Annotated in this window: 23 protein-coding genes; 12 read left to right on the plus strand and 11 right to left on the minus strand. The window is 34.4% G+C overall.

Annotated elements, in window-relative coordinates:
- Positions 1 to 125: 125 nt before the first annotated feature.
- The 4 genes from AC5LXI_RS07815 (at position 126) to AC5LXI_RS07830 (ending at position 4,395) form a co-directional block, all read left to right on the plus strand.
- Positions 126 to 596 (plus strand): hypothetical protein, encoded by a 471-nt coding sequence (locus AC5LXI_RS07815; protein WP_493441834.1) that lies wholly within the window; start codon positions 126 to 128, stop codon positions 594 to 596.
- A 339-nt stretch (positions 597 to 935) separates the two neighbouring features.
- Positions 936 to 1,142 carry a hypothetical protein gene (locus tag AC5LXI_RS07820; RefSeq protein WP_065578823.1) on the plus strand — a complete coding sequence of 69 codons (207 nt, stop codon included), beginning with the start codon at positions 936 to 938 and terminating at the stop codon, positions 1,140 to 1,142.
- A gap of 419 nt (positions 1,143 to 1,561) precedes the next feature.
- Complete coding sequence (locus AC5LXI_RS07825) at positions 1,562 to 3,475, plus strand: enterotoxin (protein WP_493441835.1); 1,914 nt, start codon at positions 1,562 to 1,564, stop codon at positions 3,473 to 3,475.
- Positions 3,476 to 3,960: 485 nt separating this feature from the next.
- The gene (locus tag AC5LXI_RS07830; RefSeq protein ID WP_086356932.1) at positions 3,961 to 4,395 is read left to right on the plus strand and encodes a hypothetical protein; all 435 of its coding nucleotides are present in this window, start codon (positions 3,961 to 3,963) and stop codon (positions 4,393 to 4,395) included.
- 155 nt (positions 4,396 to 4,550) lie between these two features.
- On the opposite strand, the gene clcA is transcribed toward AC5LXI_RS07830, so the two are convergent.
- The 7 genes from clcA to nikA form a co-directional block, all read right to left on the minus strand.
- Positions 4,551 to 5,945, minus strand: a complete 1,395-nt coding sequence (gene clcA, locus AC5LXI_RS07835; RefSeq protein ID WP_198215128.1) for a H(+)/Cl(-) exchange transporter ClcA — start codon at positions 5,943 to 5,945, stop codon at positions 4,551 to 4,553.
- A 131-nt stretch (positions 5,946 to 6,076) separates the two neighbouring features.
- Positions 6,077 to 7,402, minus strand: coding sequence for an MATE family efflux transporter (locus tag AC5LXI_RS07840; RefSeq protein WP_493441836.1), 1,326 nt, complete (start codon positions 7,400 to 7,402; stop codon positions 6,077 to 6,079).
- Between the two features lie 3 nt (positions 7,403 to 7,405).
- A complete protein-coding gene (locus AC5LXI_RS07845; RefSeq protein ID WP_493441837.1) occupies positions 7,406 to 8,185 on the minus strand; it encodes an ABC transporter ATP-binding protein in 780 nt (259 codons plus the stop codon).
- On the minus strand, positions 8,185 to 9,051 hold the full coding sequence (locus AC5LXI_RS07850) for an ABC transporter ATP-binding protein (protein ID WP_493441838.1): 867 nt from the start codon (positions 9,049 to 9,051) through the stop codon (positions 8,185 to 8,187). Before AC5LXI_RS07850 ends, AC5LXI_RS07845 begins: the two co-directional genes overlap by 1 nt.
- On the minus strand, positions 9,044 to 9,871 hold the full coding sequence (gene opp1C, locus AC5LXI_RS07855) for a nickel/cobalt ABC transporter permease (protein ID WP_493444277.1): 828 nt from the start codon (positions 9,869 to 9,871) through the stop codon (positions 9,044 to 9,046). Before opp1C ends, AC5LXI_RS07850 begins: the two co-directional genes overlap by 8 nt.
- Positions 9,872 to 9,873: 2 nt before the next feature.
- On the minus strand, positions 9,874 to 10,818 hold the full coding sequence (opp1B, locus tag AC5LXI_RS07860) for a nickel/cobalt ABC transporter permease (protein ID WP_086356927.1): 945 nt from the start codon (positions 10,816 to 10,818) through the stop codon (positions 9,874 to 9,876).
- A 23-nt stretch (positions 10,819 to 10,841) separates the two neighbouring features.
- Entirely contained in the window at positions 10,842 to 12,407 is a 1,566-nt protein-coding gene (gene nikA, locus AC5LXI_RS07865) for a nickel ABC transporter substrate-binding protein (RefSeq protein WP_493441839.1), read from the minus strand.
- A 277-nt stretch (positions 12,408 to 12,684) separates the two neighbouring features.
- Between nikA and rhlE the strand changes: the two genes are divergently transcribed.
- Positions 12,685 to 13,989, plus strand: coding sequence for an ATP-dependent RNA helicase RhlE (gene rhlE, locus AC5LXI_RS07870; protein ID WP_493441840.1), 1,305 nt, complete (start codon positions 12,685 to 12,687; stop codon positions 13,987 to 13,989).
- 27 nt (positions 13,990 to 14,016) lie between these two features.
- Positions 14,017 to 14,358, plus strand: coding sequence for a YggL family protein (locus AC5LXI_RS07875; protein WP_086356924.1), 342 nt, complete (start codon positions 14,017 to 14,019; stop codon positions 14,356 to 14,358).
- 67 nt (positions 14,359 to 14,425) lie between these two features.
- Here AC5LXI_RS07875 and AC5LXI_RS07880 read toward each other — a convergent pair whose 3' ends face one another.
- Positions 14,426 to 16,018, minus strand: a complete 1,593-nt coding sequence (locus AC5LXI_RS07880; RefSeq protein WP_065651174.1) for an ABC-F family ATPase — start codon at positions 16,016 to 16,018, stop codon at positions 14,426 to 14,428.
- A 259-nt stretch (positions 16,019 to 16,277) separates the two neighbouring features.
- Here AC5LXI_RS07880 and AC5LXI_RS07885 point away from each other — a divergent pair, with 259 nt between their 5' ends.
- Entirely contained in the window at positions 16,278 to 17,135 is an 858-nt protein-coding gene (locus AC5LXI_RS07885; RefSeq protein ID WP_493441841.1) for a carboxylate/amino acid/amine transporter, read from the plus strand.
- Positions 17,136 to 17,142: 7 nt separating this feature from the next.
- On the opposite strand, the gene AC5LXI_RS07890 is transcribed toward AC5LXI_RS07885, so the two are convergent.
- Positions 17,143 to 18,102 carry an AEC family transporter gene (locus AC5LXI_RS07890; protein WP_165754914.1) on the minus strand — a complete coding sequence of 320 codons (960 nt, stop codon included), beginning with the start codon at positions 18,100 to 18,102 and terminating at the stop codon, positions 17,143 to 17,145.
- Between the two features lie 14 nt (positions 18,103 to 18,116).
- Positions 18,117 to 18,890 (minus strand): peroxide stress protein YaaA, encoded by a 774-nt coding sequence (gene yaaA, locus AC5LXI_RS07895; RefSeq protein ID WP_493441842.1) that lies wholly within the window; start codon positions 18,888 to 18,890, stop codon positions 18,117 to 18,119.
- Positions 18,891 to 18,966: 76 nt separating this feature from the next.
- Between yaaA and AC5LXI_RS07900 the strand changes: the two genes are divergently transcribed.
- Both AC5LXI_RS07900 and rnz read left to right on the plus strand, forming a co-directional pair.
- Positions 18,967 to 19,194, plus strand: coding sequence for a YccJ family protein (locus AC5LXI_RS07900; protein ID WP_086357582.1), 228 nt, complete (start codon positions 18,967 to 18,969; stop codon positions 19,192 to 19,194).
- Positions 19,195 to 19,200: 6 nt separating this feature from the next.
- A complete protein-coding gene (rnz, locus tag AC5LXI_RS07905) occupies positions 19,201 to 20,118 on the plus strand; it encodes a ribonuclease Z (RefSeq protein WP_493441843.1) in 918 nt (305 codons plus the stop codon).
- A 377-nt stretch (positions 20,119 to 20,495) separates the two neighbouring features.
- Here the strand turns inward: rnz and argE are convergent, their stop codons facing one another.
- Complete coding sequence (gene argE / locus AC5LXI_RS07910; RefSeq protein ID WP_493441844.1) at positions 20,496 to 21,653, minus strand: acetylornithine deacetylase; 1,158 nt, start codon at positions 21,651 to 21,653, stop codon at positions 20,496 to 20,498.
- A gap of 258 nt (positions 21,654 to 21,911) precedes the next feature.
- Between argE and AC5LXI_RS07915 the strand changes: the two genes are divergently transcribed.
- From AC5LXI_RS07915 to rbbA, 3 genes are all read left to right on the plus strand, one after another.
- Complete coding sequence (locus AC5LXI_RS07915; RefSeq protein ID WP_493441845.1) at positions 21,912 to 22,535, plus strand: hypothetical protein; 624 nt, start codon at positions 21,912 to 21,914, stop codon at positions 22,533 to 22,535.
- Between the two features lie 339 nt (positions 22,536 to 22,874).
- Positions 22,875 to 23,948: an HlyD family secretion protein gene (locus tag AC5LXI_RS07920; protein WP_493441846.1), complete on the plus strand. Its 1,074-nt coding sequence runs from the start codon at positions 22,875 to 22,877 to the stop codon at positions 23,946 to 23,948.
- Between the two features lie 13 nt (positions 23,949 to 23,961).
- The gene (rbbA, locus tag AC5LXI_RS07925) at positions 23,962 to 26,763 is read left to right on the plus strand and encodes a ribosome-associated ATPase/putative transporter RbbA (RefSeq protein WP_493441847.1); all 2,802 of its coding nucleotides are present in this window, start codon (positions 23,962 to 23,964) and stop codon (positions 26,761 to 26,763) included.
- Position 26,764 lies beyond the last annotated feature (1 nt).

Consider the following 26,764-nt stretch of genomic DNA (forward strand, 5'->3'; position numbering starts at 1 on the left):
AAGCAAGATGAATAATTGATTATAAAGAAGTTAAATATTAATTTTATTAGCGTGTAATCATATTTAATTGGATGAGATTTTTATCGGTTAACAGCGACGTTAACTTAAATTTGTAAGGATTAATTATGCCAAAAATTATTAAATATTTATCTAAGGATAAATTATGGATCTCTCTTTTTTGGATTACTTATTTGGCATTTATAATTACTTATAATATTTTTTCATTAAAAAGCAAATTCTATATTAGTCATGTAGCTGCATATGCCCTTCAGATAATATTTTGTATAACAATACTTTTTGAAATTATTTTTTTCCTAATACAATTAATAAAATTATTTATTATCCCTCAGACTCATGTATTAACTTCTTTTTTAGGATTATTTTGTGGATTAGTTTTTTCTTTTGGCTGGTTTGGTATTTTAAATTTTTATATTAGATATTTTAATTATGGTTACAATGATTTAGGATTCATCCTTGCGACGTTTATTCCTACGCTCGGTTGCTTTTTAGGTTACATTATTTTAGTTTTGATTAAAATTTTAAGATGTTTATGTTGTTTTTTTCTTGTTAAACAATCCAATGATTCTTACTCATAAAGTAAAATATATTAAGAAAGCCTTTTAAAAAATTAGCTGCATTTTATTAAGTGTTCGTCAGTTATTTTAAGATGATTGAGTACTTTTTCTTATTTGTTATTTGTTAATTGCTTTTAATACGTCATTATTATCAATTTGAGATAAGACAGAATTACGTTGCTCATTTTATCGAGTATTTAAATTTAAAAATCTAAATTTTTTATATTTTAAAGCTCTTTTAGCGAAGATACTGAGAGTTTATTCAATCTTGACTTGATTTTTGTTTCAATCAGCGTTTATATATAACTGTAATAAGCAAATCGGCTTATTATTTTTAACATTTTACTGGAGGAGCTTATAATGGTACAAAAATTTGCTGCATACGGTAGTGATGTTTCAGCTGGCACTTATAAATGTGCTGATTGTGGCTATGTATATTCAAACCAAAGTAAAAAATCGTTACCCCCTTGTCCTGATCATAATAAAAAACCGCATAGTAAGAATGGTTGGTATGTGGTGAGTGGTCAAGGTGATTCAGTTAAAGATCCTCATCATACTAAAAAATAGTACTAGTTTTATGTTGTAACTTTGAAAGGTAACACTTAGTGTTACCTTTTTGCTAATTAGGAACCATCATTAAATTCTATTTTCGAATTTTTTGGATTTTGCCAATAAGTTTATTTTAAAATTGTGATCTTTATCATATCGAAAAATAAAAACAATATTTCATCCATTGCTAACACTACCTTTCGTTATTACCTATGGCTAATTGAGAAACAACTTGATTTATGGTAACAAAAAATTAGAGGTAATTAATTTTAGCCAAATATATATCTTTCACTACAAAGCAAATTTAGTCATTTTTTGGCAATTTAGCCATTCGAATAAACTGCCAAGAAGATCACAATTTCATTACTATTTGATGCCTATACTAAGTCTAATATGTACTTATGGAAATAAAATTGTTTATCCTTTAGGAGGTAATAATGAAAAAAAACATGAAAAAATTGGTTGTGTTAGGCATATTATCAGCATTGTGTTTACCAACAGGCGCAGCTTGGGCCAAAGATTATCAATTATCAGGAAAAAATGCTCAAGTTAAATTAGCTAAGGATGACAGTCAAAATAGTATTACATCACTAAATATTATCAATCCAGTGACTAATGATTCGGTAAAAATTGAAACGTTGTTTGAAATTGTTTTGGCATCCGGAGATAAGTTAACCGATAAAGATTTTTCACTGGATAAAGTGCAACAACAAGATACAGGCATGACATTAAATTACACTGGTCATGATATGTCGATTGAAACTGTCGTTAATCTAAATGATGATAAACATTTTGCGAGTTATGAATTAAGAATCACGCCTAAAAATAAAGCACTTTCAATGTCATCAGTATCATTAATGCCATTCCGTTCACAGGCACCATTTGTGTATGGTTCAGTGGTAAGTTCACCGATTATTAGTGATACTTTTTTTATCATTCCAGAAAATCCATTAACCAATACGGTTGCTTATGAAGGTGGTGTATCACAAAAAATTCCACAAGCTATTCCATTACAAGCTGAACATACTTTAAGTTATAAAACTTACATTGGTACTTATGAAAAAGGTCAGTTAAGACGTAACATTAACCAGTTCATTGATAGTGTTCGTCAACGTCCATATAGTCCTTATTTACACTATAATTCATGGCTTGATATAGGATTTTTTAATCCTTATACAGAAAAAGAAGCTTTATTGAGAATTGATCAATATGGTGAAGAGTTGGTAAAAAAACGTCAGGTAAAATTGGATGGATATTTATTTGACGATGGTTGGGATAATCTAAAAGGGAACTGGGGATTTAGTGCCAATTTCCCTAATGAATTTAATAATTTGAAAACAGCTTCTGATAAATATCAAACGGCACTCGGTATTTGGTTATCACCATGGGGCGGTTATAATAAACCACGTGATAAACGTGTTGCTAATGCGCCTGAATTTGGTTATGAAACTATGGACGGTAAATTAGCCTTGTCAGGGCCAAATTATTATACTAACTTCCATAAACGAATCCTCGAATTGATTAATAATCAAAACATAACCATGTTTAAACTTGATGGAACGGGTAATGCTGATAAGGTTATTGCTGGTAGTCAATTTACTAGTGATTTTGATGCTGCTATTCATTTAATTGAAGATATGCGCAGTGCTAACCCAAATCTCTACATCAATTTAACCACCGGTACTCAAGCAACGCCATCATGGTTATTCTATGCCGATTCAATATGGCGAGGAGGGGATGATGTTAACTACTATGGACCTGGTAGCAAAGTGCAACAGTGGTTAACTTATCGTGATGCCGAAACTTATCGTTCTATTGTTTTAAAAGGCCCGCTATTCCCGCTTAACTCCTTAATGTTGCATGGTATTGTCTATGCAAAACAGGCGAAAAATCTTGATAAAGAAAGTGAAACAGATTTTGCCGATCAGGTATGGAGCTACTTTGCAACAGGTACTCAATTGCAAGAGATGTATATTACACCTGAATTATTAACGACCCAAAATTGGGATACGCTAGCTACAGCCGCAAAATGGGCAAGAACTAATAAAGATGTTTTATTCGATAGCCATTGGATAGGTAAAGATCCGACAAAATTAGGTGTATATGGTTGGGCCGGTTGGAGTAAAGATAAAGCAATCATCACTTTACGTAATCCATCTGATAAACAGCAAGTTTACTATCTAGATTTACAAAATGATTTAGAATTACCAAATAATGCAACTGATCGTTTTCAAATTAAAATTGATTATGCTAGTAAGTTACATGCAAAGAAACCAACAACTATTTCGAAAACAGCAATGTTAACGCTTGAACCTTTTGAAACAGTTATCATGTCATTAACCCCACAATAACCTATAAAGTGCCTTACCATGACAAGGTAAAGCACTTAATTTTCAAGATTTTATTTGCAATTATGTTTACTATCAATAGATAAATTTAGTAAATAAATTTTGTCAAAAAATTCAACTTATCCTATATAACCTATATATTTAGGAATCTCAAAATTAAAGCTTAAAAATCCCCATATCTAGTTAAATTTTGGTTTAAAGATTATTAAATTCAGGAAAAATTTTTGCTGAGTAATTGGCATTAGTGATAAAAATAGTCAAAGTTGAAATGATTAATATTTGTTTAATTTCATTTAAATTTTTACAATAAATTGTTAAGTTGGCTTTTTTTATCAGAAATATTGTGTAAGATAGCAGATATTTTTATTAATCATTATTATTTAGACCATTAAATAAATTAAAATATTTAAGATAACAATAAAAATATAATTATTTATCAATAGTTTTGATTAGAAATAGAGTTATAAGGTATAGAGTAAGGAAAAATGATGAAAAAAGTTATTAAATTGACAGTGTTACTTTCAAGCCTTTTTATGTTTACGACCGTAAATGCAGCTACAGCCGATAAAAATACGGGAGTAAAGGTTACTAAAGCATTAGCAGATAGTGCAAAACGCTCATTGTTAGGAGAAAAAGGTAAATTTCCTATTCAAGTCGAGGCCGGTTATGAAGTTACCAATATTACCGCGAATATTAATAATGTGGTTTTCGAATATAAAATGCCTTCAGATAGCCAAAATACTCCTTTGAATGATTTTATGGAGAATATTAGATTAGGGCTTAATAGTCAATTTTGTGATAAACCTGATGTCGTAAATGTATTAAAAACTTATGACATTCGTTTTATTTTCCGTTTTCAATTTTCTGATGATCGTAATATTCCTACCACTTTATCAATCAAAGAAATCTGTGAGTTAGATTAGGTAAATATTAGTTTATTCGCTATTAGGTGAATTTTAGTAATGAATCGAAACATTGAGGTATTAATTTTGATTCATTACTAAGTTAACGACTTAATTAAATTTTTCTTCTTATTTTTTTCCATCCAAAACTGCTAGATTGATTAGGTTATAATTTATTAAGAATTACTTGCCGTTAGTTGAGCAGCGTTATCTAGTTGAAGTTTGTTTCTTAATAATATTTTTTCCAAAATAGACGTATATAATGGCATTCCACCCAACGCTTGCGCTATGAGTGTCGCACCTAAACAGGTAATAATCATCGGTAAAATAAGCTGATAATTATCAGACATTTCCATCACTAAAACGATACCCGTTAGCGGTGCCCTTACAGTAGCGGCAAATAAACCACCCATACCAATAATAGCGCAAGCACCAAGTTCAATATGATAATTTGGGTAAATTTGTTGCGCAATCACCCCAAAAGCGATCCCAACCGTTGTCCCTAAGGCTAAGGTAGGGGCAAATATGCCCCCTGGCGCACCGGAACTAAAGCATAAAACGGTAGTGATAAAGCGTAAACATAAAATAATCATCAATGTATTGATAGCGTAATTGCCAGAAACGGCATCGGGAATAAAATCAAAACCACTACCAGTTATTTCAGGGAGGATGAAGCTTATAACTCCAAATAACCCTGCCAAACAAAATCCAGTGATAACAAAGTAGTATTGATTAAATTGATAAAATTGTTTGAATCGCTCTTGTAAGGTCAATATGCACTTATTTGATAAAACACCAATAACGCCAAAAAAAGTCCCTAACAAGAGATAGAGCCATAAAGATTCAATAGGAACAGCATTAAAGTGGCCGATCTGAAAGACTGATTCCTGATTATATAAAAATTGATACATGATACTGGCCATAATCACGCCAACAAAAATGGCTTTTATTGAGGTCAAATTGTAGCGAAACTGTGGGCGCATCTCTTCAATAATAAACAGTATGCCTGCTAAAGGCGCATTGAATGCTGCAGTAATGCCTGCGGCGGCTCCGGTTGCTAAAAAAGTATGCCGATAAGCTTTATTTTTAACTTTGAGCAGATCGGATACCATGGCACCAATATTACCACCAAGTTGAACAGTAGGGCCTTCACGACCTAGCACCATACCAGAGCCCAAAGCACCGATACCACCAATAAATTTAACCGGTAGGACAGATCGCCAACGAACAGGGCGTAAATCAAGTAATGCACCTTCAATTTCTGGTATACCTGAACCGCCAGATTCAGGAGCAAAACGTTTGACTAAATAGTAAGCTAACCCGCCCATTGTTCCTGTGATAGCAAAGATTAACAGATAATTAATTATTTCATTGTCGATTAGATCAAATAATAATGTTTTACGCAGTGAGATAACCCAATTCACTGCATATTGAAATAATACGCCAACAATACCTGTGATAGTGCCGATAACACCGGCAACTATTAGTACGATTAGAGGGGCTTTATCCTGAAAACTACGTATTTTATGATAAAGTTGAATTCTTTTTTTGATAGCAGAATAACTAGGCACAATATTGACTGTAATTAGAACAATGAAGGCAAATTTTACGCCTGTTTAATCGAAAAAGATAGTTTCAAATTTGTACTAAAATACTTGCTACTAGGGCGATTATCTGATTAAAAACCTGCGATAATGCGCCATTAAGCAGTAATATAGCTGCGCGATTTTTTAATCCAAATAACTAAAAATATTGTTCGGCCAAAACTAAATAAACTGTAAGCCAGCCATAATCCATGATTTCCCCAAACTGGCACTGCAAAATATTGTGCTATCAACCAAAGCAATAACGCTAATAACATTGAATCACGGATGGATGAAGTGTAACTAATACCGGAAAAAACACCATAATAGATCAATCCACCCGCGGAAACGATAGGGAATATAATTAACCATGATTGATATTGCAGAGTTAGATTTATAATTTCCGTTTGATTAGTAAGTAGCTTGATAATTGAGGTGTCAAACGCCAACCAAATAGCAATTATTATAATTGGGCAAATAAAACAGGCTTGCAATGACCAGCGTAGAGTTTGGTTATAGAGATCCATATTTTGATTACCCTTCGCGCGACCACTAAATACACTTGATGCATTAGCAAAACCATCAAACAGATATGCCATCATATAATGGATCTGAAATAAGACGGCATTAGCGGCTAATACTTCGGTATCGAATGTTGAGCCAATCGAAATAAAATGATTGGTGACGATTAATAAACAGATAGTCCTTATCATTAGATTGGTATTGACTAAAATGACCCCTTTTAATGATTGCCATGACAAAATAGCTTTTAAGTCGGTTTTTTGATGCGTTTTCGGTAGATATCGATAGATGAACAAAATCCCGATTAAAGAACAACTTATTTGGGCGATTAACGTTGCGAATGCGACTCCTTTGATGTCCCAACGAAACCACCAGACAAAAAGCATCGCCATTATGATATTAAGTACATTGATGAAAACTTGCAAAAATAATACTGCTTTCACTTTAGAGATACCCATTAACCAACCAACTAACACATAATTGATAAGCACAAAAGGAGCTCCCCAAATTAATACGGAAAAATAGCTATCAGCATAGTGTTGAACTTCTTGATTAGGATTAATGATCTGCATTGAAGCAGAAAAAATGAACTTTTGAAAAATAATAAATACCAAACCTAAAAAAATCGCAATAAATAGGGGGCGAATAAGCGAAGATTTTAGTAATAATGCGTTATCCAAGGCTTGAGCTGCGAAACCTGTGGTACTGACTCTTAAAAAGCCAAATAACCAGTAAATGGTATTGAATATTACTGTTCCTATGGCAATGCCAGCAATAAAAGCAGGATTAGGTAAATGACCAACTAAAGCAGTATCAACTACGCCAAGCAGGGGAGTGGTGATAGTTGACAGTACAAAGGGAATCACTAATTTAAGATAATCAATAAACTGATACTGTTGATTTGATATTGATGCGTTTGCCATTTTTTAAAAACCTAAAACTGATTCGAGAAGTTGGATAGAGTAAGGGTTTTTGACTTGATTAAGTTTGTCTATACTATCAATATATTCAATGATCTCACCTTTATAAAAAAATGCCACTTTGTTACAAAGATAAGTAATGGTCGTTAGGTCATGGGTGATAAAAATACTGGTAAGATTTAATTGCTTTTGTAAATCGGCAAGTAGTGACAATATTTGGGTTTGTACTGAGATATCTAATGAACTCACAGCTTCATCAAATAAGATAAATTGCGTAGAACAGGCAATTGCTCTGGCAATGCAAACACGCTGTAATTGACCACCACTCATTTGGTGAGCAAAACGATTATAAAAAGAGCTGTCTAAACCGACTTGTTCTAATAAAGCGTTAATACGCAGCTTACGGTCATTTTTGGCTAGTTTTTCATAGATGTCAATCGGTTCAGCAATAATCTGGGCGGCAGTAAAATACGGATTGACTGAGGCATTATAATCTTGAAATACCGCACTGATATCTTTACGCATTGCTGACTTTTTCCAAGCCCGTTTAGCTATATCCTGACCATTAAAATAGATGTTACCACTATCAGGTTTTTCTAAACCTAAAATCAGTTTACCTAATGTGCTTTTACCACTACCACTTTCGCCAATAATGCCAAGACATTCACCTTGTTTTAGTTCGAATGAAACGCCATTGATGACGGTATTCTTATTTCGGCTAAACAGATTTTGATTCGGTTGTAAAAAAGATTTTTTTACATTTTCAACTTGTAATAACGGTGGCATTAAGTTGTCTCCGTGATCAAATTTGGATTATTGAAACCAATAATAGCATTGAACTTATTTAATAACTGTTTACGTGTGTCTATCAAGTAACGAGTATAGTCATGTTGAGGATGGTAAAAAATTTGTTCACGACTACCTGATTCCACAATCTTCCCTTTATTCATCACAATAATATCATCAGCAATATGATGAATCACACCTAAATCATGAGAGATAAAAATCACGGTTGTTTTCGAGTTCTGTTTTATTTCGGTAAACATTTTTAAAATATGAAATTGGCTAATTGAATCAAGTGCTGTAGTGGGTTCATCAGCAATGATGAGTTCTGGTTCAAGCATTAATGCCAAACCAATCATTATTCTCTGTAACATGCCACCACTTAATTGATGAGGATATTTTTTATAGATCTCTTGTGGATTATTAAGGCCAATATTTTCAATCATTTCTAACGCTTTTGTCATGGCTTGCTTTTTGTTAATATCTTGATGTGCTTGCAGTGTTTCAACTACTTGCTTGCCAATACAATATAGCGGATCGAAGGCACTCATAGGATGTTGTAATATTATCGAAATTACCTTACCACGTATCTGCTTTAAGGTCTGTTTATTCTGTTGTAATAGATCACCATTATTAGCTAAGGTTAGTTTAGCTTGGTGTGGCCTAAATAATATTTGACCTGACACATTAAAATAGGGCTCTAACAATCCGATAATGGCTTTACATGTTAAACTTTTGCCACTGCCACTTTCACCAACAATACCTAAACATGAATGACGATTAATTGTAAATGAGACATCATCTAATAGCTTGTTACCATTGTCGAGAGTAACCGTAAGTTTATTGACTTCTAATAGCGAGCTACTCATGCTTTTGGTCCTTAGGATCTAAAATATCTCTTAAACAATCACCTAACATATTAAATGCTGCAACGACAATTAAAATTGCAATACCAGGAAAGACCATCTGCATCGGATGTTGAGTCATGACATTTTTCGCTTCACTTAACATTAACCCCCACTCGGCAGTAGGTGCTTGAACACCTAATCCAATAAAGGATAGTGCTGAGATATTTAAGATCACCCAACCGGTATCTAAGGTTGCTAATATTACCAGCTCTGAAATAACATTAGGTAATAAATGACGGCAAATAATAAACGAATGTGGTGCGCCAATTGCACGTGAAAAAAGGATATAATTTTTTCGGCTATATTTTATGACTGAACTACGAATCATACGGCTATACCATGCCCATTTAACCACAATATTGGCGATAATGACGTTTTCAATACCTACACCTAACACACCAACAATCGCTAAAATCATAACTTGACTAGGAAATGACAGCATAATGTCACAAAGGCGCATGATGCATTCATCAAGTTTGCCTCGTTGATAACCTGAGATAAGGCCAATCAGACTACCAACTACGATAGTGATGATCATGGTAAGTAAGGATAAAAACAGCGTAGAACGGATACCATAAAGCAAACGCGATAAAATATCGCGACCAAGATGATCACAACCAAGCCAATGTTGACTAGACATGGCGGCATATTTACGCACAATACGAACTTTATTGGGATCATACGGTGCGATATAAGGTGCTAAAATACCTAATATAACAATTGTTGTGATGATGATTAAACAGATTAAAGCTGTTTTATTGTTAATTAGTTGTTTAGTTATATTCATACGGCACCACCATTATCTCGTAATCGTGGATCTAACCATTGATGAATGATATCAACAATAAAATTACAAACTACAAATAGAATAGCCATGATAAGAATATAAGCTTGAATGACCGGATAATCACGGTTCATGATAGCTGCTATACATAAACGCCCAAGTCCTGGCCACGAAAAGATATATTCGACGACAAAAGATCCAGCTATTAATTGCGGAATAGTCATACCTAAAGCCGTGATAGTAGTATGTAGAGAATTAACTAACACATGTTTAACAATTATCGTTGTTTCTTTTAAACCACGGCTACGAGCATAAAACACCGAATAATTATGCATATTTTCCAACATATTATTACGGATAAAACGAATATAAGTTGAGATATAGACAAATGATAAGGTTAAGGTAGGTAAAATGAGATTTTGCCATGTTCCGTAACCGTTGGTTGGCAGTAAATCTAAATAATTGGCAAATAGCCAAATAAAGAGTAAACCTAACCAATAACTAGGCATTGCAGTACCCAAGAAGATAATAATTCGAACAATATGATCAAACGCTGAGTTGGCAAAGATGGCACATAAAACACCTAAAATTAAACTGATGATAAGTGTTAATGTAAATGCCGACATCGCTAAAATTAATGTTGGAATTAAACTGCGGATCATCTCATCCCAAACGAGTCTATCTCGATGAATAAATGAACGACCAAAATCAAGATGTAAAACATCATATAGCCAAATAAAATAGCGTTCTAAAAAAGGTTTATTCAATCCCAATTCTTGACGCATACTTTCAATAGCATCTGGTGTTGGCATGATTTCGTTTAAGCGTAATGCAACTTCTGCAGGATCGGATGGAGCTAAATTAATAAGAAAAAAAGCGATAAAAGAGATACCGAATAATATCGGTATCATCATGGTTAAACGTTTAATAATATAATTTAACATTATTGGTCAATAATATTAGTTTATTAAAAATGCATTTTCTCAAATGGAATATCAAATTGAGAAGGGGCGAACTCAATTCCTTTTAGAGATTTAACCGCAATCGCACGATTACGCTCATAAGTCAGCGGAATATAAACCGCTTCATTATGCAAGGTTTCTAGCACATAACGGAATAGATCTTGTCGCTCTTTTTCATCAGTTGAAATTAATGCTTTACTAATACTCGCATCAATTTGTGGTTTTTCTTTCAAGCCTTGTTGCGCCATATAATCACCATAAACCGGTAATTTCATTCCTGACAAAAATGATTGCGGATCATATGGTGTTCCCCAAGAAATATCGAATACCATATCAAAATCACCCGCTTTTTGGCGATCACGATAACCTTGCTCTTCTTCACCATGAATATTAAGCTTTAATCCCACTTGCTCAAATTCGTCTTGCATATATTGTGCAATAGTTTTTTGAGAGGCAGTATTACTATCATAATAAAGAGTGATCTCAAACGTTTTACCATCTTTTTGGCGATAATCTTCACCTTTAACTTTTTGCCAGCCAGCTTTATCCAGTAGTGTTTCAGCTAATTTTGTATCGTATACATATGGTTTTAAACCAATGTTGGCATAAGGAATATTGGTTGCCATCAACGTATCCGCTGGAGCTTCGCTATTATTGAATATACCTTCTGAGATATCTTTCTTACTGATAATATGTTCAATAGCTTGGCGGACATTAACATCACTCAATTGGCTTCTCGTCGTATTCATTAAAACAATTCGACTGGAAACCGGTTTTGACATTAAGGTTTGAAACTTATCCATGCTAGAAAAACGCTCAAATGAATCCGCATCAACCATATTTTTACCATAAATCAGATCGATTTCACCTTTTTCAAGAGCCATTAGTCGACTTTGATTATCTGCGATTACTTTCATAGTCACTTTTTTCAGTAACGGTTTAGTACCCCAATAAGTTGGATTGGCATTAAATACTGCATACTGATCTTTCTTATGATCACCTAAAACATATGGGCCGGTACCAATATAAGATTTCACGCCATTTTTAGTTTCACCATCAATCATAGAATTTGGGGAAATAAATCGCATAGGGCGAGTGACGGCAATTTCAATCATGAACGGGTAGTAAGGCTCAGAAAGATTAACCTCAAGAGTATAATCATCTACCGCTTTGACTTCAGTTATTAAACGCACCATTTCTAACCAAGTATGACGAACTTTGTTAGATAACACGGCATCCCAATTCAGTTTGGCACTGTGCGCATCAAATTTTGCTCCATCACTGAATGTGACATCTTTTCTTAATTTGAAGGTGTAAGTTTTACCTTCGTTAGTGATAGTCCAGCTTTCTGCCAGCCATGGAGAAAAAGTTCCATCTTCATTATAGTGAACTAATGATTCATACAACATATTTTGTGCCCACATTTCACCTGAATATAAATGTGGATTTAAATCACGAATATCACGAAAATTTGCGAAAGTAATATCATCTTTGGCTAAACAATTAAGGCTAAAGCAACTTAAGACCAAGACGATAAGTAATTTTTTTAAATGAGGAAAGTTAAAAGACATACCTATTCCATAAAATAATTATATTTTGGGGTAGCAACAATACAATAAATGATAATGATAATCAATATTGACTACGCAAATCGCTTAAAATATAAGCAAAACACTATGAATAAATTTTAAGCGATGAATAACTCTAAACTTTATAGGGTTATTTACTAAAATGGTAGCATATATTAAATAACTAGCAATGAAAAGATAAAATAATCAGACAATTATTATCAAATTGCTTTATAATGTTTACGATTATTCATTTTTTCGATTATTTAGGAATCATTACATGTCATTTGACTCTCTTGGCTTAGATGCCAAGATTTTAAAAGCTATTGAAGAACAACACTATACCGATCCCACTCCTATCCAACAACAAGCTATTCCCGTAATACTGTCAGGTAAAGATTTAATGGCTAGTGCCCAAACCGGTACCGGTAAAACTGCTGGTTTTGGTTTACCCATATTGCAAAAATTGCATCAAATGCAATTAAAAAATTCAGCTAACTCAGAACCAAGGAAAGGTAAACGCCCTTTATATGCCTTAATTTTAGCACCAACACGTGAGCTAGCAGCGCAAATCGGTGAAAATATTCGTGATTATAGCCGTTATTTATCTATTCGTTCATTAGTAGTATTTGGTGGTGTTAGTATTAATTCTCAAATGATGAAACTTCGCGGTGGGGTGGATATTTTAATTGCCACTCCAGGACGATTATTAGATTTAGTGCACCAAAATGCTGTCGATCTTTCGCCGGTAAAAATTTTAGTTCTAGATGAGGCCGATCGTATGTTAGATATGGGCTTTATCCATGATATCCGCCGCGTGATTGCTAAATTACCGAAAAAACGCCAAAATTTACTTTTTTCTGCCACCTTTTCTGACGAGATAAAAGGATTAGCTAATACCATCTTAAATTCGCCTGAATCGATTGCTGTGGCGAAAACCAATAGTGCATCTGAGCAAATTACCCAATATGTGCATCGGGTGGATAAGCGCCGTAAGCGTGAATTGCTCTCTTATTTAATTGGCAAAAATCAATGGCAACAGGTGTTAATTTTTACTCGAACCAAGTATGGCGCTAATCACTTAGCAGAACAATTAACAAAAGATGGCATTAAAGCGTCGGCAATTCATGGTAATAAGAGTCAGGGCGCCAGAACGAAAGCGTTAGCTGATTTTAAGTCGGGACAAATACGAGCATTAGTTGCTACAGATATTGCCGCCAGAGGATTGGATATTGAGTTATTACCTTATGTTATTAATTATGAGCTGCCACAAGTAGCAGAAGATTATGTTCATCGAATTGGTCGAACAGGGCGAGCGCAAAATCAAGGTCAAGCTATATCGCTGGTTTGTATTGATGAACTTCCTCAATTAAAATCAATTGAGAAATTACTTAGAAAGCCGATTCCAGAAATTTTTACTCAAGGATTTGAAGTCGATCCTCGAATTAAAGCGGAGCCAGTCAAAAAAGCGCCAGCCAGACGAGCTCCGACAAAAAGAAGAAGTGCTGATAAATCTCGAACTTCTAAAAATCATCAGAATAGTATGAAGCAATCAAGCCATCATACACATTCTAAAACTAACTAAATTATTAAAAAGTAGAAGGATATTATTATGGCTAAGGTTAATCGCAGTCGTCGTTTAAGAAAAAAATTACATATTGAAGAATTTAAAGAGTTAGGTTTTACTGTAAGCTGGTCATTTGCCGAAGGTACCAATGAAGAAACTATCGATAACGTTGTCGATCAATTTATCGTTGAAGCAATACAAGCTAATGGTTTGGCCTACGAAGGAAGTGGTTATTTGACTTGGAAGGGGATTATTTGTACCCAAAAATTAGGTAACTGTACTGAAGAGGATCGTGACAATGTCACTAAATGGCTTGAGAGTCATGGTTTAAAAAATGTTAAAACCAGCGCTTTAATCGATATTTGGTGGGATGAATTAGATTTTTAATTTTTTATAACCAGCCAATAAAAAAATGGCCACTTATGTGGCTATTTTTATTGCTTTTTATGCACCTTTATTCGATGCCTTGACTTCGCAAGTAATCTTCATAGTTTCCGGTATAATCAATCACTTTTTCTGGCGTGATTTCAATAATACGGCTAGCCAGTGAGCTGACAAATTCGCGGTCATGCGATACAAAAAATAACGTTCCTTGATAAAGCTCTAATGCCATATTTAATGATTCGATCGATTCCATATCAAGGTGATTGGTAGGTTCATCCATGACAATGATATTTGGTCGTTGCATCATCAATTTGCCAAACAGCATACGGCCTTTTTCACCACCAGATAGAACTTTAACTTGCTTTTTAATATCATCTTGTGAGAACAATAATCGACCTAAAATACTTCGTACCGCTTGTTCATCATCATTAGGTTGTTTCCATTGACTCATCCATTCAAATACAGTTAAGTCCTGTTCAAACTCATATTCATGATCTTGCGCATAATAACCAATATTGGCATTTTCTGACCATTTAATATCACCTTGTTCTGGTGTTAATTCATTCATCAAGGTTTTAAGTAGGGTAGTTTTACCGATACCGTTAGTCCCTAAAATTGCTACTTTTTCGCCAACTTCGACCATGAGATTAAGATTTTTAAATAAAGGACCATTATCGAAACCTTTAGTGAGATTTTCCACCACTAGTGCATTACGAAACAGTTTTTTATCTTGCTCAAAGCGAATAAATGGATTTTGTCGGCTGGATGCTTTGACTTCTTCCAATTTTATTTTTTCAATTTGTCTCGCTCGTGACGTTGCTTGTTTTGATTTAGCAGCATTAGCACTAAAGCGACTGACGAAGGATTGTAATTCACTTATTTGAGCTTTCTTTTTTGCATTATCAGCTAATAAACGTTCTCTTGCTTGAGTAGCAGCAGTCATATAATCATCATAATTGCCAGGATAAATACGAAGTTCACCATAATCCATATCGGCCATATGGGTACAGACCATATTAAGGAAATGGCGATCATGCGAAATGATGATCATCGTGCTTTCACGTTCATTTAAGGTATCTTCCAACCAACGGATAGTATCAATATCTAAGTTATTGGTTGGTTCGTCGAGTAATAAAATATCCGGATTTGAAAATAGCGCTTGGGCTAATAATACCCGTAGTTTCCAACCTGGAGCAATTTCGCTCATTAGGCCATAATGTTGTTCAATAGGAATACCAACTCCAAGCAATAATTCACCAGCTCTGGCCTCCGCACTATAACCATCCATTTCGGCATATTGGGTCTCTAAATCAGCGACTTTAAAACCGTCTTCCTCACTCATTTCTGCTAACGAGTAAATGCGATCACGTTCTTGCTTGATTTGCCATAATTCTGTATGTCCCATAATTACAGTATCGAGAACAGTAAACTCCTCGAAAGCAAATTGATCTTGGCGTAATTTACCCAATCTTTCATGTGGATCAAGCGATACATTGCCTGAAGTTGGCACTAAATCGCCACCAATAATTTTCATAAAAGTTGATTTACCACTCCCATTGGCGCCAATTAATCCATAACGATTACCATTACCAAATTTGACGGAAATATTTTCAAATAGTGGCTTACTGCCGAATTGCATTGTGATATTGCTTGTTGTTAACACTAATAATTACTCTCGAATTGATTTGCAACTAAACCATAAAGCTCTTTATGAGATTTAAAGTAACTGGCAAAAATGTGATTTAGCTCACATTATGCCATAATAATGACCTTTTTAGCAGTTTAGTTGTTAATTTTGTACTTAAAAAGGTTTGTTCGGCAAAATTTTTTACCATTGGTAAACATTTGGTTTTAATTATTGTTTACATTGTTAAAACGAATTGTTACCATGCCTGACTTTTTATTTTCGGTACAAATTTGCGATGTATTACCTTATTTTTGTCACCATTGTTTGGTCGTTTTCATTTAGTTTTATTGCGGTTTATTTAAGTGGTCAAGTTGATACTTGGTTTGCGGTTGTCATGCGCGTTTTGTTGGCTTTTATTACCTTTATCCCTTTTTTACGTTTTAAAAATGTCTCTGTAAAGCAGATGTTGCTTTTGATGGGAGTAGGTGCATGCCAATTAGGAATTATGTACTTCTTTTATTACAACTCATTCCAATATATTTCGGTACCAGAGGTTTTATTATTTACCATTTCAACACCAATTTATGTCACTATTATTTATGATTTACTACAAGGGCATCGACTAAGACTTAATTATTTATTAACGGCCATTATAGCGGTAATTGGTGCGGCAATTATCCGTTATGACCACATCAGTCGTGATTTTATCATTGGCTTTTTATTAATTCAGGGTGCCAATGTCGTCTTTGCTTTAGGACAAGTCGGTTATAAACGTATTATGGAACTCTATCCATTACCGCAACATCAAGCTTTTGCCTGGGTCTATTTTGGGGCAATAGTTGTAGCAACTATTGGTTGGTTATTATTTGGTAATGCTGACAAACTGCCTACCACTCAATTACAGTGGGGGATTATTATTTGGTTAGGTATTGTGGCTTCAGGATTATGTTATTTCTTATGGAATTTAGGCGCGACTAAAGTCGATTCTGGTACATTGGCAATTATGAATAATTTGGTTATTCCGGCTGGTATTTTAGTTAATGTTGTTATTTGGCACCAATCAATAGATTGGGGTCGATTCACTATTGGTAGTGCAGTTATTGTTTTTGCCTTGATTTTACACCACAAATTCAAAAATTTTGCGGTGAAATAAGTTAATCTTAAGCAAAAGGTAACTGTAACATTATTGATAGAATTAACGGTGTTGTTATCGATGACAACGCCGTTGATATCAATAAGCTAGATGCGATAGGTCCTTGTAAAACCTCAAACTGTCTTGCCATCATATAGCAATTTATCGCAATCGATACGGAACTTAATAATACGATAACTTGTAGTTCTAAAAGAGGTAATCCTAACAATTTACCTAAAATATAAGTCGCAATTGGTAACACAAATAGCTTGATAATACAGATTGCTATAGTAATATGGAGATCATTACGAATTTTATATTCAGCCAGCCCCATACCTAATACGATTAATGATAGCGGTGCGGTCATATCACTGACCATTTTGGTCGATTTTTCGATAAATATAGGTAAAGGTATACCGATGTAATTAACCGCTATACCGACAAATATGCCGATGATGATTGGATTTTTCGATACATTTTTAAAGGCTTTAATAAACCCTTTGCTTGATAGTTTACCCATTTGCACAAATTCAATGGATACTGTTGCTAAAGTCCATAAAATTAAAGCATTAAATATTACTATAATGGCGACTATGGGAATCGCTTTTTCACCCAATAACATATTGATAATTGGAATACCAACAAATACCGTATTTGTGTAAATTCCACCCATAGCAAACATGGTACTTTCAGAACCATTAAGTTTAAAAAATTTAACCGCAATAAAGCAACTCAAGGCAAAAACAATAAATGAGCCACCAAAAAATACTAATAATAGATTAATATCGATTTCTGAATGTTCAGAAAAGTGGCTCATAATTTGAAAGAGCATAATAGGGAAAGCAATATAAAAAGTGAATTTAGTTACACTATCGGTTACCGTTTTTTGCCAACGGCCCATTTTTACAGCAATATAACCTAACAAAATTAAGATAAATAAAGGTAAGGTCGTTAAAAACTGCTGCCATAATGTGATTAAAAATTCCATCTTAATATATCTTTCTATACATGTTTTCTGGTGAAGTACCATTCTAATTCAGTTGAGCGATTAGAATCAAATTGATAGCCATCTAAATTAAAACTTTTAATATCATTACAATTATTAATGCTATTTTTTATAATAAATCGGCTCATTAATCCGCGCGCTTTTTTGGCGTAAAAGCTGATCACTTTATAGTCATCTTTGGTTTTATCTAAAAATATCGGTTGAATAATTTTGCCATTTAGGTGTTTAACTTGTATCGCTTTAAAGTATTCATTAGAGGCTAAATTAATTAAAGTTGGTTGAGATGATTTTGCTAACTCTTCATTGAGTTTATCGGTTAAGCTTTCTCCCCAAAATTGGTAAAGATTAGTATTGTCACCATTTTTTAACCGGATACCCATTTCTAAACGGTAAGGTTGAATTAAATCAAGTGGCCTTAATAATCCATACAATCCAGACAGAATACGTAAATGCGATTGCGCAAATTGCAAGTCACTAGCAGTAAAATCTTCAACATGTAGACCTTCGTATACATCGCCTTTAAACGCTAGGATCGCTTGTCTGGCATTTTGTAAATTAAAATCAGGATGCCAATTTTGAAATCTTTCATAATTGACTGCCGCAAGTTTGGGGCTGATAGACATTAATTTAGCTAAATCATCGCTAGTTAGCTTTTTACAAACAGTAATAAGTTGTTTTGTTGCCTCTAAACATTCGGGTAGGGTATGGGTTGTAGAGATTAATGGACTTTGATAGTCAAGGGTTTTGGCTGGAGAGATGATAGTTAGCATAAAGAGTGTTACCTATTGTGTTTTGTGCGAATAGGGTTTATTTTACCTGTAATCTTAGCAAATAAGGAGAATAAATATGAATAGTACCAAAAAAGAAATACATGATATTCGATCTTGGGCAAATATTCGTGAAACCTCTATTGAAATTGCCGAGGCTATTTTTGAACTCGCTAATGATGATGAAAAATTAGCAGAACAAATTTGGGAAGAGGGTAGCGATGAAGTCTTAAAACTTGCCTTTTCCAAAACTAAAGCAGACAAGCTCTTTTGGGGTGAACAAACCATTGAGCGCAAAAACGTATAATTTTTTATGAAACTAACATTTTTAGGAACGAGTGCTGGGTCACCAACAGCTGAACGCAATGTAAGTAGTATTATGCTTGATCTTCGGCAAGAAAGAGGGCGGTTATGGCTTTTTGATTGCGGTGAAGCGACTCAAATGCAAATGCAAAAGGCTAAATTTAGTCTGGCTAAATTGGAGATGATATTTTTGACGCATTTACATGGTGATCATCTGTTTGGTTTACCCGGTGTGTTGACTACCCGTTCTTTAATGCAAAAGCAATCGGCATTAACGTTAGTTGGACCTAAAGGTATTAAACAATTTATTCAAACAGTGATTGAAATTAGTTCTTCATGGCTTACTTACCCTTTAAATATTATTGAACTTGAACAAGATAGCTTAGTGTTTGAAGATAATAAATTTCGCGTCGACGCCAAATTATTACAACATCGAGTCCCTTGTTTTGGTTATCGTATTGTTGAAAAGGATCTTCCTGCAACGCTGGATATTGATAAATTAAAAAAAGATAACATCCAAATAGGTTCACATTATGCTCATTTAAAAGAAGGTTTAACCGTTACTTTAGAAGATGGAAGAACGATTAATGGTAAGGATTATAAGGGCGATATTAAACGAGGCAAAAAAGTAGCTATTTTGGGTGATACCATCCCTTGTCAAGCATCCATTGATTTAGCTGAAAACGTCGATTTATTAGTGCATGAGGCCACTCAAGAGCAAGCTCTTGAGGCAAAAGCCATTGAACGTGGGCACTCAACGACAATACACGCTGCCAATATAGCTAAGCAAGCTAATGCTAAAAGGTTAATCATAACGCATATTAGCCCTAGATATAGTATTCAAGATAATCAAAAACTGGTTAATGAAGCCAGGAGCATCTTTGCTAATACTGAAATTGCTACTGATTTTGCCACTTTTCAAGTTTAATCAATTACGCCGACATTGTCGGCTATTACTAGTCTAATCAAAGCTAAAACTATAACTAAAACATGACTTTTCTTGTATATTTTCACTAAAACAAGATGACCATATTTGTAAAAAATATTGAGGAGTCTATACCGTCTTAAAATGAAAATGATTCATTAATATCATTTAGTATCACTATTTACAGAAAATTTTTATTTATGATTGTAGTGGTTAGATAACTTTATAAATAAATTTTATTAAGTGATAAATGTAGGATGAAAAAGTAAGTTTTTGTAAAAAATATTGAGAAGTCTATACCGTCTTAATATAAAAATAATGAATTATTGTGCTTTAATAGCATTAAGCTGATTCGCCGACATTGCCGGCGAATGAACTTTTTATAAACAAAAATCTTTAATTAAATTTTCAATGGTTAATTTGGTCGGTTTTAAAAAATCCATTGAAATAAATTCATCAGGTTGATGAGCTTGCTCAATAGAGCCTGGTCCTAAAACGATGGTTGGGGCGATTTGATTTAAATATGGTGCTTCAGTACTGTAGTTAACGGTTTGCGCGGTGTGACCAACCAGTTTTTCGATATGATTTAATGCTGGATGATCTTTTTTACATTCATAGCCCGGTATTGGTGATACCTCATATTCGATGGAAACTCGATTAGGATATTGATCCATAACGGGTTGTAATGCTTCACAAAGGGCATTATAAAGTGAGTCAATATCGTTATCTGGTAAAACCCGAATATCAATAATCAATTCACAACAGCCACAAATACGATTAGCTGCATCACCACCATGAATAACACCAAGATTCATGGTTGGATAAGGTACGCTAAAGCCATCATTATGATATTGTTCTTTGAATTTTTGTTTCAAAATAAGTAATCTTTCAATCACTAAATGCATGATTTCGATAGCATTAATACCTTTGTCTGGATCACTTGAATGGCCTGACTTACCAATAACTTTAATTGAATTAGATATAAATCCTTTATGAGCACGAATAGGAATCAATGAGGTAGGTTCGCCGATAATCGTGCAGTCTGGTTGTAGTTGCGTTTGTTGGGCAAAAAATGAAGCGCCAGCCATTGATGTCTCTTCGTCTGCGGTCGCTAATACATAAATTGGTTTGGTTAATGTTTTAAGATCGATATCACGCAATGCATCTAATATAAATGCAAAAAATCCTTTCATATCTGCAGTGCCTAGCCCATAGAGCTTATTATTTTCTTCAGTTAACTTGAATGGATCTTTTGTCCATTGCCCATCATCAAATGGCACTGTATCACTATGACCACTTAATAATAGGCCGCCTTGAGTTTTATTGTCACTATTGGAATAGGTGGCTAACATGTTAAATTTATTACGAGTATTTGGTACAGGTTGAATGTCAATTGTAAAGCCTAAATCAGCAAACCATTGCGCTAATTTATCAATTAGTGGTTTATTGGAATAATCTAATTTTTCATTGGTTACATTACTGATAGTTGGCGTGGATATTAATTCATTATAAATTGTCAAAAAAGAAGGAAGAGCCATAAAATCACCTTTATTAAATAAGTCCGCTGGGAAAAATATATTTAATTACTATATTTCCTTACAGCACAGCTAGCAATAGTTTGTTGCTATTTTGTTAGACGGTTATTGATTAGCAACTAATTGTTTTATCTTTGAATATTTCGCTACTATTATAGTTAAAGATAGGCTAAATATTATTTGTCATTATTGATATAATAACTTATTTTAAAGCTACTCAAAGTAAAAAATTATTATCAATCACTAATAAGGAAATAGACAGTGAAGATTAAATCATTATGTTTTATTGGTTTACTCATGCCATTTTTCGCAAATGCCCAAAATCCATCATTTGATGATGATTTTAGTCATTTATTAAAAAGCTTTACCCAATGTGATAAGACTTTTTTTTCGGATTTAAATAAAAAAATATATCGTAATTATTTTCCAATCGTAAATTTACCAAATGGTTATAGCAAATTTGTCACTAAATCAAATAATAATCCTAAAAAAAGTAGACTTACATTTGATCCACCCATTATCTTTAATGGTTTAAAAATCGAAAGTTTTGATCAGTCCCAATATATTTACAATGAACATCTGAAGTACTATTTTTGGGGATTTAACACCGATAATACCTTTGAAGAGATTAAAAGTGCGTTACCATGGGTTGATTGGCAAATATCGGCTGATGGTACGCTTGATGTTGCCAATGCGTTATTTTATAAAGATGGTGTTTGGTCTGACAATAAACATGTATTAACCAATGACTCTCCAGTAAGAGGCACTGCTGAAAATTTATTGTTTCTTGAATATGATAGGTTTAGTGGCAAAGTCATGATTCAATGTTCAGTTCAAGGTGATATTCCATTAAAAGAATTAAGACGGTTTAGACCGGATTTATGATCTTTTTCAAAATAATCGTTTAACATTTATAAAATAGCTCCAAATTAATTTTATGTTGATTTGAAGTTTGATTTTTTCTATTAGCGCCATTCTATTTATTAAATCAATAAGATATATTAAATTAATAAGTTATTTATCTTAATCATTCATTATACACACTAGGCATATTTAATATTATAAATTACATTTTTTAGCTTTTACTGCGTTTGTATTGCGAGCTGATGTTATTTATAAAAGACATTTGTTATGATGATCATATTGAAAATAAATCGATTTCAACGGTTAAATTTTTCGTTAAGGTTTATTATAGATTTGTCACTTTAGAATAAGGTGTTATTCATGAAACAGATAAACAAAAAATGGATTGTTATTGCAGTTGTGGTTGTTGTTATTGGTTTTATTTTGTGGCAGCAATTTAAACCTGATGGCTATGGTGCCGATTTTACTAGTGGCAACGGACGTATTGAAGCGACTGAAATCAATATCTCTACCAAATTAGCCGGTAGAATTGAAAAGATTAATGTTGAAGAGGGCGATTTTGTCACTGCAGGCCAACCGCTAGTCATTATGCAAACTGATACGTTACAAGCGCAATTAAATGAAGCCCAAGCTCAACATCGACAAGCTATGAGTAATGAAGCGACATCAAAAGCACAAGTAGCTTTAAAAATGAGTGATAAAGTTGCTGCTTTAGCTGGTGTTACACAAAGAGAAAGTGACTTAGATATAGCCAATAAGCATTTACAACGTACTGCTGCACTTTATCAAAAAGGGGCGATTTCAGTACAACAATTTGATGATGATACGGCTAAAGTAAATAGTGCCAAAGCCGCATTAGATTCAGCTAAATCACAAGTTACCGCTGCTGATGCAGCGATTGAAGCTGCTCAAGCTGGCGTAGAAAGTGCTAAATCAGCGATAAATGTAGCGTTAGCGAATATTAATCAAATTCAAGCTGATATTAATGATAGTACCTTAACCGCTCCTGTTGATGGCCGTATTCAATATCGTATAGCCCAACCAGGTGAAGTGTTACCTTCTGGTGGTAAAGTGTTAAATCTGGTTAATCTGTCAGATGTTTATTTGACTTTCTTTTTACCAGAGACAGTTGCCGGCAAGGTTGGGATTGGCGATGAAGTTAGATTAGTGTTGGATGCTTTACCAAATAAAGCTATTTCAGCCAAAATTTCGTTTGTATCAAGTGTGGCACAATTTACGCCTAAAACAGTTGAAACCAAAGATGAACGTCAAAAGTTGATGTTTAGAGTTAAAGCACAATTAAGTCCAGAATTGTTAAGATGTTATATTACTTATGTTAAAACCGGTCTCCCTGGCGTTGCATGGGTTAGACTTGATCCTAATACGGAGTGGCCTTCAGGTTTATCTGATGTTGCAAAATGCCAAACAAAATAATTGGAGATAGCATATGTCAGAATCGGATGTAAAGGATTTGACGTTACTTGCTGAAGGTAAAACCATTGAAGATGCAGTTGTCAATGTCAGTAATGTAACATTACATTATAAAAAAACTTGTGCACTCAATGATGTCAGTATTGCCATCCCACCAAGATGTATGGTGGGATTGATCGGTCCCGATGGGGTGGGTAAATCGAGCCTATTGTCTTTGATCGCCGGCGCGCATGTTATCCAAGAGGGATTAGTTTACGTTTTAGATGGGGATATGAAAGATAAATCACATCGTCAAAACGTATGTACCCGTATTGCTTATATGCCACAAGGATTAGGTAAAAACCTTTATCCTACACTGTCAGTCGAAGAAAATTTACAATTTTTTGCCCGTCTATTTGGTAATGATGCCGCCGAAAGACGGCGACGTATTGATGAGTTAACTAAAAGCACTGGTTTATATCCTTTTCTATCTCGGCCTGCGGGTCGTCTTTCTGGCGGAATGAAACAAAAGGTAAGTTTATGTTCGGCTTTAATTCATGACCCCGATTTACTGATTCTTGATGAACCAACAACCGGCGTTGATCCGCTCTCTCGTGCACAATTTTGGCAACTCATTAATAAAATCCGTGAGCAACGTCCACAAATGAGTGTCATTGTTGCTACCGCGTATATGGATGAGGCACAAAACTTTGATTGGTTAGTGGCAATGTATGGCGGTAAGATCCTTGAAACTGGTACACCACAAGCACTGTTAACCAAAACAGCGAAAGATAATTTAGATGATGCTTTTATTCAATTAATGCCTGAAGATGCTAGAGAAGGTTATCAGGCCGTTGAAATCCCACCATTAGATTTAAATCAAGATTTAAAAGTAGCAATCGAAGCCAAAGGATTAACTAAGCAATTTGGCGATTTTATTGCGGTTGATCATGTTAATTTCTCTATAAAGCAAGGCGAGATTTTTGGCTTTTTAGGATCAAATGGTTGCGGTAAATCAACCACCATGAAGATGTTAACCGGTCTATTACCTATTTCATCAGGTGAAGCGTGGTTATTTGGTAAACCAGTTGATGCCAGTGATATTAATGTAAGACGCCATTTAGGTTATATGTCGCAGGCGTTCTCACTTTATAGTGAATTGACGGTTGAGCAAAACCTTGTGTTACATGCTCGTTTATTTGGTATTGAAGAAAGTAAAATACCGGCAAGAGTTGAGGAGTTAGTTAAGCGTTTTGGTCTGGAAAATGAATTGAAAAGTTTGCCAGATAGTCTACCGTTAGGCGTTAAGCAAAGACTTTCGTTATCGGTCGCTGTGGTTCACAACCCTGAAATACTTATTCTTGATGAACCTACTTCCGGTGTCGATCCGATTGCTCGTGATGACTTTTGGCGTTTAATTATTGAACTATCACGAAAAGATAAAGTTACCGTATTTATCACCACCCATTTTATGAATGAAGCGGCACGTTGTGATAGGATTTCGTTAATGCATGCTGGTAAGGTTTTAGCCAGCGATACGCCAGATAATATTATTCATTCTAAAGATGCGAAAACCCTTGAAGAGGCTTTTATTCGATATTTAGTTGATGCTGGTGCTGATGATACAAACAATGATGAAAAAGCTAGCGAAATGCCTAAAGCCGTAACTAATGATAATGAGCAAGTTAAAGTCAATGCACATCATCTACAAGGGTTCAGTCTAACTCGTTTGATTGGTTGTTTGTGGCGTGAAACACTTGAGTTATCCCGCGATCCATTGCGCGCTTTATTGGCACTGTTAGGTTCAGCGATATTAATGTTGGTGATGGGCTATGGTATCACGATGGATGTTGAGGATTTAAATTTTGCAGTTTTAGATCGTGATCAAACGATCACCAGTCAAAACTATATTACTAATCTATCTGGCTCCAAGCGTTATTTTATCGAGAAACCGCCAATCACAGATTATGATGATATGGATCATAGGATGAGAAGTAATGAGATAGCGTTGGCGATTGAAATTCCCCCTAATTTTGGCCGTGATATTCAACGTGGTGATCCAGTTAATATCGGTATCTGGATTGATGGCGCCATGCCATTACGTGCCGACACGATTAAAGGATATGTACAAGGTATGCACCTTGCGTGGTTAAGTGACAAAATCAAAACCACTACCGGCACCGCATCTAGCTCATTGGCAAATATTGAAACCCGCTATCGTTATAATCCGGATATTAAAAGTTTGCAAGCGATGGTGCCAGCGGTCATTCCTATTTTACTCTTAATGATTCCGTCAATGTTAGCCGCATTATCCGTAGTGCGTGAAAAAGAGATGGGATCAATAATTAACTTATATGTAACGCCTGTTACTCGAACTGAGTTTTTATTAGGTAAACAGGTTCCTTATATTGTTATTTCGATGCTTAGCTTTTTATTGCTGCTACTTATGGCGGTTACGATATTTGGTGTACCGATAAAAGGCAGTTTGCTAACTTTATGTTTAGCCGGATTAGCTTATTGTATTATTGCTACTGGTTTTGGTTTACTTGCATCGACAGTAACACGTAGCCAAATTGCGGTTATCTTTTTAACCTGTGTTGGTACTATGTTACCGGCGATACAATTTTCGGGGTTACTCAATCCTGTAGCATCATTAGAAGGGAGTGGGCGATATATTGGTGAAGTTTATCCAACAACCCATATGCTTATTATTGCCCGTGGTGTTTTCAATAAGGCATTAGGATTTTTTGATTTACATAACTCAATATTTACCTTACTGATTACTATTCCGATTATACTTGGCGCAAGTATATTCCTCCTCAAAAAACAAGAAGGATAGA

This window comes from Gilliamella sp. LMG 34361 (assembly GCF_984569075.1).

Excerpts from the sequence above, each read along its gene's own strand:
- AC5LXI_RS07825 (WP_493441835.1), top strand. The coding sequence starts at position 1,562 with ATGAAAAAAAACATGAAAAAATTGGTTGTGTTAGGCATATTATCAGCA.
- opp1B (WP_086356927.1), bottom strand. The coding sequence starts at position 10,818 with ATGTTAAATTATATTATTAAACGTTTAACCATGATGATACCGATATTA.
- AC5LXI_RS07920 (WP_493441846.1), top strand. The coding sequence starts at position 22,875 with ATGAAACAGATAAACAAAAAATGGATTGTTATTGCAGTTGTGGTTGTT.
- AC5LXI_RS07900 (WP_086357582.1), top strand. The coding sequence starts at position 18,967 with ATGAATAGTACCAAAAAAGAAATACATGATATTCGATCTTGGGCAAAT.
- AC5LXI_RS07840 (WP_493441836.1), bottom strand. The coding sequence starts at position 7,402 with ATGGCAAACGCATCAATATCAAATCAACAGTATCAGTTTATTGATTAT.
- rnz (WP_493441843.1), top strand. The coding sequence starts at position 19,201 with ATGAAACTAACATTTTTAGGAACGAGTGCTGGGTCACCAACAGCTGAA.
- AC5LXI_RS07845 (WP_493441837.1), bottom strand. The coding sequence starts at position 8,185 with ATGCCACCGTTATTACAAGTTGAAAATGTAAAAAAATCTTTTTTACAA.
- AC5LXI_RS07875 (WP_086356924.1), top strand. The coding sequence starts at position 14,017 with ATGGCTAAGGTTAATCGCAGTCGTCGTTTAAGAAAAAAATTACATATT.
- rhlE (WP_493441840.1), top strand. The coding sequence starts at position 12,685 with ATGTCATTTGACTCTCTTGGCTTAGATGCCAAGATTTTAAAAGCTATT.
- AC5LXI_RS07830 (WP_086356932.1), top strand. The coding sequence starts at position 3,961 with ATGAAAAAAGTTATTAAATTGACAGTGTTACTTTCAAGCCTTTTTATG.
- AC5LXI_RS07890 (WP_165754914.1), bottom strand. The coding sequence starts at position 18,102 with ATGGAATTTTTAATCACATTATGGCAGCAGTTTTTAACGACCTTACCT.
- AC5LXI_RS07850 (WP_493441838.1), bottom strand. The coding sequence starts at position 9,051 with ATGAGTAGCTCGCTATTAGAAGTCAATAAACTTACGGTTACTCTCGAC.
- argE (WP_493441844.1), bottom strand. The coding sequence starts at position 21,653 with ATGGCTCTTCCTTCTTTTTTGACAATTTATAATGAATTAATATCCACG.
- yaaA (WP_493441842.1), bottom strand. The coding sequence starts at position 18,890 with ATGCTAACTATCATCTCTCCAGCCAAAACCCTTGACTATCAAAGTCCA.
- nikA (WP_493441839.1), bottom strand. The coding sequence starts at position 12,407 with ATGTCTTTTAACTTTCCTCATTTAAAAAAATTACTTATCGTCTTGGTC.
- AC5LXI_RS07820 (WP_065578823.1), top strand. The coding sequence starts at position 936 with ATGGTACAAAAATTTGCTGCATACGGTAGTGATGTTTCAGCTGGCACT.
- rbbA (WP_493441847.1), top strand. The coding sequence starts at position 23,962 with ATGTCAGAATCGGATGTAAAGGATTTGACGTTACTTGCTGAAGGTAAA.
- AC5LXI_RS07815 (WP_493441834.1), top strand. The coding sequence starts at position 126 with ATGCCAAAAATTATTAAATATTTATCTAAGGATAAATTATGGATCTCT.
- AC5LXI_RS07885 (WP_493441841.1), top strand. The coding sequence starts at position 16,278 with ATGTATTACCTTATTTTTGTCACCATTGTTTGGTCGTTTTCATTTAGT.